11 protein-coding genes and 1 tRNA gene are annotated in these 11,609 nt (G+C 71.6%); 3 read left to right on the top strand and 9 right to left on the bottom strand.

The genetic code is table 11. The features are described from left to right. A partial coding sequence (locus tag ACFFF6_RS18610) for a glycoside hydrolase family 3 N-terminal domain-containing protein (protein ID WP_376983007.1) occupies positions 1-1,096 on the top strand: 1,096 nt, incomplete at its 5' end. 4 nt (positions 1,097-1,100) lie between these two features. Here ACFFF6_RS18610 and thiD read toward each other — a convergent pair. After that, positions 1,101-1,979, bottom strand: a complete 879-nt coding sequence (gene thiD, locus ACFFF6_RS18605; RefSeq protein ID WP_376983006.1) for a bifunctional hydroxymethylpyrimidine kinase/phosphomethylpyrimidine kinase — start codon at positions 1,977-1,979, stop codon at positions 1,101-1,103. An 83-nt stretch (positions 1,980-2,062) separates the two neighbouring features. Between thiD and ACFFF6_RS18600 the strand changes: the two genes are divergently transcribed. Together ACFFF6_RS18600 and ACFFF6_RS18595 are read left to right on the top strand one after the other, a co-directional pair. Further along, a complete protein-coding gene (locus ACFFF6_RS18600) occupies positions 2,063-2,995 on the top strand; it encodes a hypothetical protein (RefSeq protein ID WP_376983005.1) in 933 nt (310 codons plus the stop codon). Positions 2,996-3,067: 72 nt separating this feature from the next. Next, positions 3,068-3,865 carry a hypothetical protein gene (locus tag ACFFF6_RS18595; RefSeq protein ID WP_376983004.1) on the top strand — a complete coding sequence of 266 codons (798 nt, stop codon included), beginning with the start codon at positions 3,068-3,070 and terminating at the stop codon, positions 3,863-3,865. A gap of 30 nt (positions 3,866-3,895) precedes the next feature. Here the strand turns inward: ACFFF6_RS18595 and cls are convergent, their stop codons facing one another. The 8 genes from cls to ACFFF6_RS18555 all read right to left on the bottom strand — a co-directional run bounded on the left by cls (position 3,896) and on the right by ACFFF6_RS18555 (position 11,578). Beyond that, positions 3,896-5,374: a cardiolipin synthase gene (cls, locus tag ACFFF6_RS18590; protein WP_376983008.1), complete on the bottom strand. Its 1,479-nt coding sequence runs from the start codon at positions 5,372-5,374 to the stop codon at positions 3,896-3,898. A 118-nt stretch (positions 5,375-5,492) separates the two neighbouring features. Continuing rightward, positions 5,493-6,377: a Bax inhibitor-1/YccA family protein gene (locus ACFFF6_RS18585; RefSeq protein ID WP_376983003.1), complete on the bottom strand. Its 885-nt coding sequence runs from the start codon at positions 6,375-6,377 to the stop codon at positions 5,493-5,495. 685 nt (positions 6,378-7,062) lie between these two features. Further along, complete coding sequence (locus ACFFF6_RS18580; RefSeq protein ID WP_376983002.1) at positions 7,063-7,851, bottom strand: amino acid ABC transporter ATP-binding protein; 789 nt, start codon at positions 7,849-7,851, stop codon at positions 7,063-7,065. Further along, positions 7,835-8,503 carry an amino acid ABC transporter permease gene (locus tag ACFFF6_RS18575; protein WP_376983001.1) on the bottom strand — a complete coding sequence of 223 codons (669 nt, stop codon included), beginning with the start codon at positions 8,501-8,503 and terminating at the stop codon, positions 7,835-7,837. Before ACFFF6_RS18575 ends, ACFFF6_RS18580 begins: the two co-directional genes overlap by 17 nt. 7 nt (positions 8,504-8,510) lie before the next feature. After that, positions 8,511-9,386, bottom strand: coding sequence for a transporter substrate-binding domain-containing protein (locus tag ACFFF6_RS18570; protein ID WP_376983000.1), 876 nt, complete (start codon positions 9,384-9,386; stop codon positions 8,511-8,513). Between the two features lie 36 nt (positions 9,387-9,422). Continuing rightward, the gene (locus ACFFF6_RS18565) at positions 9,423-10,565 is read right to left on the bottom strand and encodes a trans-sulfuration enzyme family protein (protein ID WP_376982999.1); all 1,143 of its coding nucleotides are present in this window, start codon (positions 10,563-10,565) and stop codon (positions 9,423-9,425) included. Between the two features lie 153 nt (positions 10,566-10,718). Continuing rightward, a complete protein-coding gene (locus ACFFF6_RS18560; RefSeq protein WP_376982998.1) occupies positions 10,719-11,441 on the bottom strand; it encodes a YggS family pyridoxal phosphate-dependent enzyme in 723 nt (240 codons plus the stop codon). A gap of 63 nt (positions 11,442-11,504) precedes the next feature. Further along, positions 11,505-11,578: transfer RNA gene (locus ACFFF6_RS18555), tRNA-Leu, on the bottom strand. Positions 11,579-11,609 lie beyond the last annotated feature (31 nt).

Genomic DNA, 11,609 nt, shown 5'->3' with positions numbered 1-11,609 from the left:
CACCGCCCCCGCCTCGGACACGGGCGGCGCGAGCGGCGAGCCAGCCCCGCCGGAGACCACGCCGCCGCCCACCCTCGCCGAGCAGACGCTCGCCGCGATGGGGACCCGCGAGCGCGCGGCCCAGCTCGTGCTCGCGGGAGTGCGCGCCGGCGATCCCTTCCCGACGGACGATGTCGCCGGTCTGGGGCTCGGCGGCTTCTTCCTGCTGGGCCGCTGGGAGCAGGTGCCCGATGTCGTCGCCGCCGTCTCCGCGGCCCGCGACGCGAGCGGCGGCGCACCGGCACCGCTGCTGGCCGTGGACCAGGAGGGCGGGCAGATCCGCATGCTGCGCGGGGACGCGGCCCGCCGCACCGAGAGCGCCGCCGAGCTCGGCGAGCAGGGCCCCGACGCGGTCGCCGAGGCCTATCGCAGCATCGCGGAGGACCTCTCGGCGCTGGGACTGCACGTGGACCTCGCGCCCGTCGCGGATGTCGTCGACCCGGGTCTGGGGCGCGACAACGCGCCGGTCGGGAAGCTGGAGCGCGGCTTCGGGACAGATCCGGAGGAGGTCTCCGCGGCGGTCGCGGCCGCCGTGGGGGCGCTGCACGAGGTCGGTGTGGCCGCGACGCTCAAGCACTTCCCCGGACTGGGGCGCATCCGGGGGAACACCGATTTCTCCACCGAGGACGTCACCGACGACGTGACCGCTCCCGGGGACGCCTTCCTCGCCCCGTTCTCCGCGGGGATCGCGGCAGGCGCGGAGCTCGTGATGACCTCGAGCGCCGTGTACACGCAGATCGACGCGGACGCCCCTGCCATGTTCTCCCCCGCCGTGGTGCAGGACCTGCTGCGCGGGGAGCTCGGCTTCGAGGGGATCGTCATGACCGACGACATCGGCTCCGCGAAGGCGGTCGCAGACGTCCCCGTCCCGGAGCGGGCGACCCGCGCCCTCGAGGCCGGCGGCGACCTGGTGATCACCGCCGACCCCGCCATCGCCGGGGAGCTGGTCGAGGCGATCGAGGCCTGGGCCGGCGGGTCCTCCGAGGCCGATGAGGCCCTCGCCCGCTCCGCTCTTCGAATGCTCGCCCTCAAGGAGCGCTTCGGTCTGCTGGGCTGAGGGCTCAGCCCGCCGAGAGCGTGATGAGGTGGTTCAGCGGCCCGTGACCCGTGCCCGGGGTGCGGGAGAGCTCCCAGGTCCGGGCATCGGCCATCGCGGAGGCGAGGAAGTCACGGGCGGAGGCGAGGATCGTGACGTCGTCGTCATGGTCGCCGTCCTCCCCGACCTCGGTGCGCTCCCCCGCCCGGCCGAACTCGGCCAGGCGCGCGTACTGCCCGGCGATCGCGGCGCTCAGGGTGGCCCCGGCGCCGCGCGTGTGCGCCCCAGAGACGCGGGGGCTGCGCAGCACGTCCGTGCCGCCCGGGTGGACGAGCACATCGGCCGCATCGGCGCTCTCGAGCCGCGCACCCGTGAGCAGCACGGCGCGGGGCCCGAGCTCCGCGAGGGCGAGGGCCTGCTCACGCAGCGCCTCGAGATCCGCGGCCGGGCCGCGATCCAGCAGCTGCGCCGCCTCGAGAGGGTTCGCGACCAGGACATCGGCCAGCGGCAGCAGCTCGCGGGCGATGACCTCCGCGGCCTCCGCCGTCGCGAGCGCGGTGCCGTCGACATCGGTCATCACCGCGTCCAGCACGATCGTGCCGAGCTCCGCCCGATGCTCCCGCAGGCGACGGGCGACCTCGCGGGCCGCTGCGGCGGAGCCGAGCGCGCCGATCTTCGTCGCGTCGGGCCGCACATCGGCCAGGACCGCGTCCAGCTGGGAGGTGACCACCTCCCCGGGCAGTCGGTGCAGGGAGGCCGTGCCCTGCGTGGAACCGGACATCACCATGGTCGCGATGCCGGCGCCGTAGACGCCGAGAGCGGTGAGGGTCTTGAGGTCGGCGGCGAGGCCGGAGGCCCCGATCGGGTCGGTGGCGTCGAGGCAGAGCACGAGAGGCGGGCGCATGATCGGACCCTAGCAACCGCGGCTGATGCGCTCGTGCGAGAATCGGTCCGGACCACCGACGGACGCCACGAGCAGGAGAGCCGATGACGCAGCTTCCCGGAGGCAGCCAGCCCGGGGGCGGACTGCCGGACTTCAGCGCGGCCGGACGCCCCGGCGGCGTCGCCGGCCTGCCCGACTACGGCTCCGCGTCCGAGGCCTCGGGGCCTTTCGCACAGCCGGGCCCGAAGGCGCGCTCCCGCGCCCTCGTCGTCGTGCTGTCCGTGCTGGGCTCGGGGTTCGCGCTGCTCGCGATCCTCGCGCTGGTGCTCTCGCAGACGGTCTTCAAACAGCCCGACGACGTCCCCACGGCCGCTCCGCCGACGGGCGCCACGCGGTCGGGGGAGGGCGAGGGCGAGTACGTGCCCGACCAGAACGACCCGGACATCGCCCCGCCCCCGCCGATCTTCACGCAGAAGCCGACGACGGACTGCACGATCGGCGACTACGCCTCCGGCCCGTCCTCGCCCAGCGGCACCCTGCGCGGCGGGGATCTCGAGTACACGATCCCGAAGACCTGGGACTACCCGTGGGGCGGGGCGAGCCTGCCCTATATGACGGAGACCAACGGCCAGGCCCGCAACGTCGAGGGCTCCTGGTACTCCGTCGTCTACCTGGGCAAGGTGGTGTTCCCCGAGTCCGAGGGCGGCTACCCGGGCCTCGAGCAGTCCGCGGTCACGCTGTTCCAGTGCTATGCGACCACCTCCGGGGTGCTCGACTACTTCGGCGAGAACCCGGTGGTCACCGACTACCGCACCGAGTCGACCATCGTCGACGGCTACCCGGCGTGGATCGTCCAGGCGACCTATCATTTCGAGGACCCCGACATGCTCGAGACGACCAACTCCTCGGTCGTGACCTCGATCGTGGTCGAGGCGCCGGACGGCCCCAGCGGGCTGGTCTCCGATGTCGCGGCCGACCAGCCGGAGCATGTCGCCGAGCTCGAGGAGATCATCGCGAGCCTCAAGGTCGTCCGCTAGCGGTCCCCGCCTCCGGCCCGCCCCGCCCGTCCCCGGATCCCTCCCCCGCCCCGACCCCGTCAAGGAGCCCCGATGTACACCGCACCGCAGCCTCCCCCCGGCTCCGGCCGCGGCCGCGCTCTCCTCTACGGCGGCATCACCTTCGCCCTCGTCTTCCTGCTGATCATCGGCGCGGTGGTCGGCTATCTGGTGGTGCGCAGCGTGACCGCGGGCGACCCGGGCGGCACGGCGGGGACGGCGACCTCGAGCTCCGCGGTCGGCACGGCGAGCGCGTCGACCACGCCCGTGCCGACCGAGGAGGAGCAGTACTGCTGGCCGAGCGGCAAGCAGCGCACCACGAGGAACCCGCCCGGCAAGCTCGCCGGCGGCGGTCTGCAGTTCGATCCCCCGGAGATCTTCTCCGAGCGGACCAACGCGAACAGCGGGCTGTACTTCACGGATGACGAGGCGGTCGCGATGGGGGCCGTGATCCCGGGGACCTGGTGGTCCTCGGTGACGGTCGGCGCCGTCCACTGGCAGGACGGCTACGAGTACCCCGGCACGGAGAAGGCCGCCGACCGCATCACCGACTGCCTGCTGACCGCCCCGGTGTGGGGCGACATGGGCAGCAAGACCGAGGCCAACCGGAAGAGCGAGGCCGTCGAGATCGACGGGGTCGAGGGCCACAAGGTCTCGCTGGACTACGAGTTCGGCAAGAGCGACCTCGCCTATCCCGACGGCACGAAGATCACCGCCTCGCACCTCATCGTCATCGTCGTCGAGACCGAGAACGGCCCGAGCTTCTTCGCCGCCGAATACCCCGTCGGCAACGCCGAGCACGAGGCCGCGGTGACGGAGGCTCTGACATCCCTCGAGGTCACCGGCGGCTGACCTCTCCGGCCGTGGATGCCGGCTGCGGTCTCACACGACGGCGGAGGCGAGACGGCAGGTGTTGTCGAGCATCCGCGTGAGGGTCGGGCGGGCCCGCCATTCGTCGAGGGTGAGCTCGCGGCTGCGGGAGCGGTACACGTCCTCGACCACGTGCATCTTCTCCATGAAGTCGGTGCCGCCGATCATCATCGAGGACTCCATGTCCAGCAGGAACGAGCGGATGTCCATGTTGGAGGAGCCGATCACGGTCACCGAGTCGTCGATCGTCACGTGCTTGGCGTGCAGGATCGCGGGCGCCGCGTAGAGCTGGATCCGCACCCCTGCCTCGAGCAGCTCCGTGTAGTAGGAGCGCTGGGCGTGGAAGACCAGGAACTGGTCGCCGATCTCGGAGACGAAGAGCTCGACGTCCACCCCGCGCCGGGCCGCGGTCACGAGGGCGGAGAACATGGACTCGTCGGGCACGAAGTACGGGGAGACGGCGACGATCCGCTGCTGCGCGTTGTAGAACAGCTGGTTGAACAGCAGCAGGTTGTTCTCGAAGACGAAGCCGGGGCCGCTGGGGACCAGCTGGCATTCGTAGGTGCCCGGCCGCGAGGCGGTGCCGTGGACGACGGTCTCCATCGGCAGGGTCTGCCCGGACTCGAAGTACCAGTCGGTTGCGAACAGCAGGTTCATCTCGGAGACGATCGGCCCGCGGAACCGCACCATCGTCTCCTGCCAGCGCAGGCCGCGCCGGATGTTGGAGGCCTTGTCGTAGTGCGGGGCGATCACGTTCTGGCTGCCCATCCAGCCGATCTCGCCGTCCACGATCAGGAGCTTGCGATGGTTGCGCAGGTCCGGACGCTGGAAAGCGCCGTCGCTGAAGGGCTTGACCGGCATCATCGGGTGATGCTCGATGCCGTGGGCGTCCAGATGCTGACGCATCGCCCGGTAGACGGGCCAGTGGGTGATGGATCCCAGATGGTCGTAGAGCACGCGCACGTGGACGCCGCGGTCGGCGACCTCCGCGAGGGCGTCGAAGAAGTTCTGCGTCACCTCGTCCAGGCCCATCGTGTAGAAGAGCACGTGGACGTCCGAGGAGGCGGTGCGGATGTCCGCGGCCATCCGGTCCAGCGAGGTCTGGTAGTCGATCTCGAGGTCCGCGTCGTTGTGGCCGGTGAGCGGGAAGGCGCCGAGCGCCCGGTTCAGGCGGACCGCGGACTGCAGCCAGCTGGGCACGTCCGGGTCGAGCTCGCTGTCGGGGATCTCGCGGGCCCGCAGATGCATGAGCCGGTTGACGACCTTCTGCTTCTCGCGACGCTTGCGGGGCAGCTGCGCCTTGCCGAGCATGAGATACAGCGGGAATCCGACGATCGGCAACAGCATGATGGCGAAGAGCCAGGCGAGCGCGGCCCCGGGGCGACGGTGGCGGGGTACGACGATCACGCCGGCGATCCGCAGGCAGGTGTCGAGGACCCAGTACAGGACGGTCCCGACCACGACGTAGTTCTCGCCGATCCATGCGATCAGCTCTCGCACCGGGGGCTCCTCGGGCTCGACGGACAGGGCTCGCGGAATGCGCGGACGGCGGGCCCCGAAGGGCCCGCCGTCACAGCATAGGGGAGGTCGGCGCAGGGCGCCCGCGTGGTCAGTCGCTGCCGCGGAGGATCGCGATCAGCCGCAGGATCTCCAGGTACATCCACACGAGCGTGGCCGCGATGCCGAAGGCGCAGCGCCAGGCGTACCGGCGCTGGACGTTGCCGACGGCGCGCTGGACGTCCTCGAAGTCCATCACCAGGGAGTAGGAGGCCATGCACACGGCGATCGCGCCGATGACCATGCCCACCAGCCCCGAGCGGAGCGAGTACCCGGCGAAGATCATGAAGCCGATGTTGACGACGCCGAAGATCATGTACGCGACCATGGCGATCATGAAGATCTTGGTCAGACGCGGGGAGGTGCGCAGCACGCCGAGGCGGAAGAACACCAGGACGGTGCCGGCTACCGCGAGGGTCGCGAGCACGGCCTGCAGGGCGATGCCCGGGTACTGGAACTCGAGCATGCTGCTGAGGCCGCCCAGGAGCATGCCTTCGAACACGGCGTAGAGCAGCACGAGCACGGGGCTGGGCTGCTTCTTGAACGCGTTGACGAGGCCCAGGACCAGCCCGCCGATGAGGCCGATGGCGAGTGCGATCCCGCTGATGCCCAGGCCGATCTGGGCGCCTGCCTCGGTGCCGGTGATGATCCCGAGCGCGGGCGGGAGGAGGGTGAAGAAGGCGCCGACGACCATGACCACGCCGAGGGTGGCGGTGATCGCGTTCAGCGCGTCCTTCATGGTCATGCGACCGGTGTCGTGGCCGGTCGCGGCGGGGCGCGCGTAGATCGACTCGAGGTCGTCCTGCGGGGCCTGCGTCCCCGGCGCCTGGTAGGGCTGCCAGGTCTGCGGACCGGCCTGGCCGTAGGCGGCCTGCTGGGCGAAGGGGCTCTGCTGGAGCTCCTTGTCGCGGCCGAAGATGACATTGTGGCGGGCCATTGCTCTCCTTGAGGGCGTGAGGTCCGGGCGCTGCATGATGTCACGGGCGCCCGATGCGCCACATCGTACAGAACCCGCCCGTGCCCGGCCTGGGTCCGCGCCCCAGGTTCGCTGCGAGCCGATCGGACGGCACGGCCCGGCGCCGCCCCACAGACGACCGCATCGACGGTCCCCCGGCGCCGCCCGCTCACGGTTCTCCGGCGCCGCCGCCCTCACCCGTTCCCGATTCCGTCGAGGAATCCACGTCGCACTCAGGCCCGCCGAAGAACCGACGCCGCTCTGACGATCCAGAACGACGTGAACACGTCGTCCGTCTGCCGTCGCCCCGGCACCCGGCGCTCGGCGATGTCGAACGGCGCCGCTGTGCCCGCGGCGGCCGGCGGGGCCGTGGCGTCGGCCGGGGTTCCGGCATCCTCGGCTCATCCCCGGAGGGCCGGTGAGCAGCATCCCCGGAGAAACGGCGGGGATCGACGACGCGCGGAGAGGAGCCAGGGCGGGCGGCGGAGAGCGAAGGGTGACGAGGAGGGCACCCTGTTCCGGAGGCGTGTACATGATGTACATATCCTTCAGGACATGGTTCCCCGCACGTCCCGCGGTGGGGACGGCTGTCCGCCGCGCATGCGGTGACGCGGCGGGCGTCCCGAGCGAGCAGGTCGGCGCCGGTGAACAGCATCGGGTCGGTCGTTCAGACCGAGCCCACCACCTCGCGGAAGCGGCGCAGGCGGGGATCCTCGGACTCGAAGAACTCCTCGGGCGGACCGTCCTGCAGGACCTTCCCGTCCTCCAGGAACACGACCTGATCGGCGACCCTGCGCGCGAAGGCGAGGGAATGCGTGACCACGACGAGCGTCCGGTGCTCGGCCGCGAGATCCGCGAGCACGGAGACGACCTCCGCCGCGAGCTCCGGGTCCAACGCGGAGGTCGGCTCGTCGAAGAGCAGGAAGTCGGGGTCCATCGCCAGCGCCCGCGCGATCGCGACACGCTGCTGCTGCCCTCCCGAGAGCCGGTCCGGGTAGGCATCGGCCTTCTCGGCCAGCCCCACCTTCGCGAGGACATCGCGACCCAGCGCTTCCGCATCGGCCCGGCTCATGCCGCGGGACTCGACGGGGGCCAGGGTCACGTTCCCCAGCGCCGTCAGGTGAGGGAACAGGTTGAACTGCTGGAACACCATCGTCGAGCGGGAGCGGATCTCCCGGACGGTGCGGCGCGGCAGGATCCCGCCGACCTCGACGGGCCCATCCCCCAGATCGATCTGCCCGGCGTCCGGCGACTCGAGCAGGTTCAGGCAGCGCAGCAGCGTCGACTTCCCGGACCCCGAGGGGCCCAGCAGCACGGTCGTGCGACCACGGGGGACCTCGAGGTCGACGTCGTCGAGGGCGACCAGCGATCCGAAGGTCTTGCGCAGGCCGATCAGGCGAAGCGGCGCGCCGAGCGGCCTCGCGCCGGCGGGGTCGCGGTCAGCTGGGGCGGACATGGGCAGACACCTTCTTCTCGAGGACGCCCTGCAGGATGCTGAGCAGGGACACGATGACCAGATAGATCAGCGCGACCAGGACATACATGATCAGCGGCTCGAAGTTCGCCGCAGCGATCTGACGGCCCACCTGGAACACGTCGGTGATGGTGATCGCGAAGACGAGGCTGGTGCCCTTGACGAGGTCGATGAAATCGTTGGCCAGCGGCGGCAGCGCGATCCGGAACGCCTGCGGCGCCACGACCCGGCGGAACGTCGTGGCGCGGGACAGGTTCAGGGTCTGGGCGGCCTCGAACTGGCCGCGCGGGATCGACAGCAGGGAGGCGCGCACCGCCTCCGAGGCGTAGGCGCCCGTGTTCAGCGCGAGCGTGACGATCGCCGCCGTGAAGGCGGGCAGCACGATCCCGACGTTCGGCAGGCCGAAGAAGACGATGAACAGCTGCACCACCAGCGGGGTCCCGCGGAAGACCCACACGTACAGCCAGGCGATCGCCTTCAGCGGCGCCGGGGCGTACAGGCGCAGCAGCGCCGTCGCCACGGCGATCACGAGCGCGATCGCGAAGGAGATCAGCGAGAGGGGGACGGTGGTCTGGATCGTCGCGGCGAGCAGGCGCGGCAGCGAGGAGATCCACAGCTCCAGGAAGTGCGGCACCGGTCCCTCACTCCACCGGGGACAGGTCCTGGCCCACCCATTCCTGATAGATCGCGGTGAGGGAGCCGTCCTGCTTCATGCCGGTGAGGATCTCGTCGACCGCGGCCAGCAGCGCCTCCTGGCCCTTCGGCATGATCACCCCGATCTCCTCGTCCAGCGGCAGCTCCTCCTCGAGGAGCCGGAAGGGTGCTCCCGGGTTCTCCTCGAGATAGGTCTGGAAGGAGACGAGGTCGTTGGCCGTCGCATCGGCCCGGCCCTGCACGACCAGCTCGATCGACTCGGCGAAGCCCTGCACGGGGATGATCTCCGCGCCCAGCCCCTCCATGGTCGCCGCCCAGTTCGAGGTCGCGGTCTGCGCGGCGCGCGCTCCCTTCAGGTCCGCCATGGCCTGGATCTCGGAGTCCTCGGGCACGGCCACGCGGCCGATGGCGCGCGCGTACGGCTGGCTGAACAGGTACTTCTCCTGGCGCTCCGGGGTGATGCCGACGTTGTTGATGACCAGGTCGTACTTGTCGACATCCAGGCCCGCGAGCAGCGAGTCCCATTCGGTCTCGATGTACTCGGCCTCGGCGCCGAGGCCCCCCGCGATCGCGTCGGCGATGTCCTTCTCGAAGCCGACGAGCGCGCCGGAGTCGTCGTGGAACGCGTAGGGGCGGTAGGTGCCCTCGACGCCGATCCGGACCGTCCCGCTCGACCGGATGCTGGCGAGGGCGTCCGCGGCGGGGCTGCCGCCGCCGTCGCTGACGACGGTGCCGTCCTCGCCGCGGGTCTGGGGCTCCCCGCATGCGGCGAGCAGGGCCGCCAGTCCCCCGCCGCCGGCGAGGGCGAGGGCGGTGCGGCGGGTCGTGGTGCGCGGCAGGGCCGGCCGGTCGGTCGTGCTCATGGGGAGTCCTCGGGGTCGACGGGTGGGTGCTGCAGGTCAGGAGGCGGCGAGACCGGCGGCAAGGGCCTGGTCGAGGTCCTCGACGAGGTCGGCGACGTCCTCGATGCCGACCGACAGGCGCAGCAGCTCCGGGCTGATGCCCGCCTCCGCCTGCGCCTCGGGGGTCATCGCCTCATGGGTCATGGTCGCGGGGTGGCAGATGAGGGACTCGACCCCGCCCAGGCTCACCGCGTACGCCGGGTACCTCAGGGCACGCAGGAAGGCGACCCGGTCGACCTCGGGGGCGAGCTCGAAGGCGAGCACCGCGCCGGGGCCGGAGGCCTGCGAGGCGTGGATGCGCGCCTCCTCCTCGCTGTGGGAGCCGGGGAAGAACACGGTGCCGATCGCCGGATGCGCCCCGAGGTGCTCGCGGATCGCGATCGCATTGGCCTGCTGGCGCTCGAGGCGCAGCGGCAGCGTCTTGATCGTCTGGATGAGGCGGTAGGAGTCGAAGGGCGGCAGCACGCCGCCGAGCGCCTTCTGCGCGAGGGCGAAGCGCTCGGCGAGATCCGCGTCGTTCGTGGTGATCGTGCCGGCGAGGATGTCGGAGTGACCCGAGAGGAACTTGGTCGCGGACTGGACGACGACGTCGGCGCCCAGGGCGAGGGGCCGCTGCAGCACTCCGGACATGAACGTGTTGTCGACGACCACGAGGGCGCCGCCGCGATGGGCGAGATCGACGATCCGGCGCAGGTCGGTGATGCGCAGGGTCGGGTTCGCGGGTGTCTCGACGAAGACGATGCGGGTGCGCTCGGTGACGTCGGCCTCGGTGAGGGTGCCGAGGTCCTCGACGAAGCGGGCGCGCAGGCCGCGGGCCTCGAAGTACTTGTCGACCAGGCGGTACGTGCCGCCGTACACGCTCGCGGAGAGGATCACCTCGTCCCCGGTCTCGAGGATCGAGAAGGCGGCCGCGGTCGCGGCCATGCCGCTGGCGAAGGCGAAGCCGTGCTCGGCGCCGTCGAGCACGGCCAGGACCTGCTCGAGCTCGGCGCGCGTCGGGTTGGAGCCGCGCTGATAGGCGAAGGGACCGTCCGCCGTGGCGGGGTCCAGCTCGAAGGTCGAGGCGAGGTGGAGGGGCGGCACGACCGCTCCGTGCTGATGGTCTCGCAGGGTCTGCACGGCTGCGGTCTGGATGTGCACGGGGAAGCCTCCGGTTCGTCAGGGTCACGGGTCCGATCCCGCCGCCCGCGACCGGACGCCGCGGCGTCGACGCGGCACAGCGGCTCGCCGTTCGAGCTTATGCCCCCTCAAGGCTCCCGCAAGGCCGTGTGTGACGGACTGTGACCCGGAGGCTCAGGGCGCGGGCCGCGGCCCGAAGATCGCCGAGCCGACGCGGACGATGCTCGCCCCCTCCTCGACGGCGATCTCGAGGTCGCCGCTCATGCCCATCGACAGGTGCACCAGCTGCGGATCCGCGAGCTCGTCGCGCAGACGCCGCAGAGCCCCGAGCGAGGCGCGGACCGCGCCGTCCTCGCTCGTGTTCGCACCGATCGTCATGAGGCCCGCCGGGCGCAGGACGCCGCCCTCGCGCAGCCGGGCGACCGCCCCGGCGATCGCCTCCGGCTCGGGGGCGTAGCCGCCCTTGGACTCCTCGCCGGACGTGTTGACCTGGACGAGGACGTCCCGCACGAGGCCCGCTGTCCGTGCCCGCCGCTCGAGCGCCTCGATGATGTCGGGGCGGTCGACGCTGTGGATCATCTGCGCGAAGGCGATGACGTCGCGGGCCTTGTTCGTCTGCAGGCGGCCGATGAAGTGACGCTCCACGCCCCGCGCCTCGAGCCGGGCCAGCAGCACGGAGTCGTACTTCGCGATCTCCTGCGCACGGTTCTCTCCCACGATCACGGTGCGCCCCGCCTCGAGCGCGGCGTCGACCGCCCGCGCGATCTCCTCGCCGCTGCGGGTCTTCGTCGCCAGCAGCAGGCGGATCTCCTGCGGGTCCCGGCCCGCGCGGGCGGCGGCGGCATCGATCCGGGACAGGACGGAACGGAGGCGGTCGGACAGGTCGGCGGAGGTCATGCCCCCATTGTCCCCCAGCGCCCCCGGTCGTCGCCTCCCCCGGGCCGCGTCGCCGCCCGCCCGTACCCCCAGCGGGACTCGAACCCGCACTGTGCCGCTTTTAAGGCGGCCGCCTCTGCCGATTGGGCTATGGGGGCGCACGGATCCCCGCGCCGCCACAGCCTATGC

It is taken from the genome of Brachybacterium hainanense, from assembly GCF_042434575.1.
Lineage (GTDB): Bacteria > Actinomycetota > Actinomycetes > Actinomycetales > Dermabacteraceae > Brachybacterium > Brachybacterium hainanense.
The sequence above is the reverse complement of the archived record's forward strand: the minus strand, read 5'-3'. Positions and strand labels throughout refer to the sequence as shown.

Coding starts and splice junctions, on each gene's coding strand:
- thiD (WP_376983006.1), bottom strand. CDS start 1,979: ATGCGCCCGCCTCTCGTGCTCTGCCTCGACGCCACCGACCCGATCGGG.
- ACFFF6_RS18600 (WP_376983005.1), top strand. CDS start 2,063: ATGACGCAGCTTCCCGGAGGCAGCCAGCCCGGGGGCGGACTGCCGGAC.
- ACFFF6_RS18595 (WP_376983004.1), top strand. CDS start 3,068: ATGTACACCGCACCGCAGCCTCCCCCCGGCTCCGGCCGCGGCCGCGCT.
- ACFFF6_RS18585 (WP_376983003.1), bottom strand. CDS start 6,377: ATGGCCCGCCACAATGTCATCTTCGGCCGCGACAAGGAGCTCCAGCAG.
- ACFFF6_RS18580 (WP_376983002.1), bottom strand. CDS start 7,851: ATGTCCGCCCCAGCTGACCGCGACCCCGCCGGCGCGAGGCCGCTCGGC.
- ACFFF6_RS18570 (WP_376983000.1), bottom strand. CDS start 9,386: ATGAGCACGACCGACCGGCCGGCCCTGCCGCGCACCACGACCCGCCGC.
- ACFFF6_RS18560 (WP_376982998.1), bottom strand. CDS start 11,441: ATGACCTCCGCCGACCTGTCCGACCGCCTCCGTTCCGTCCTGTCCCGG.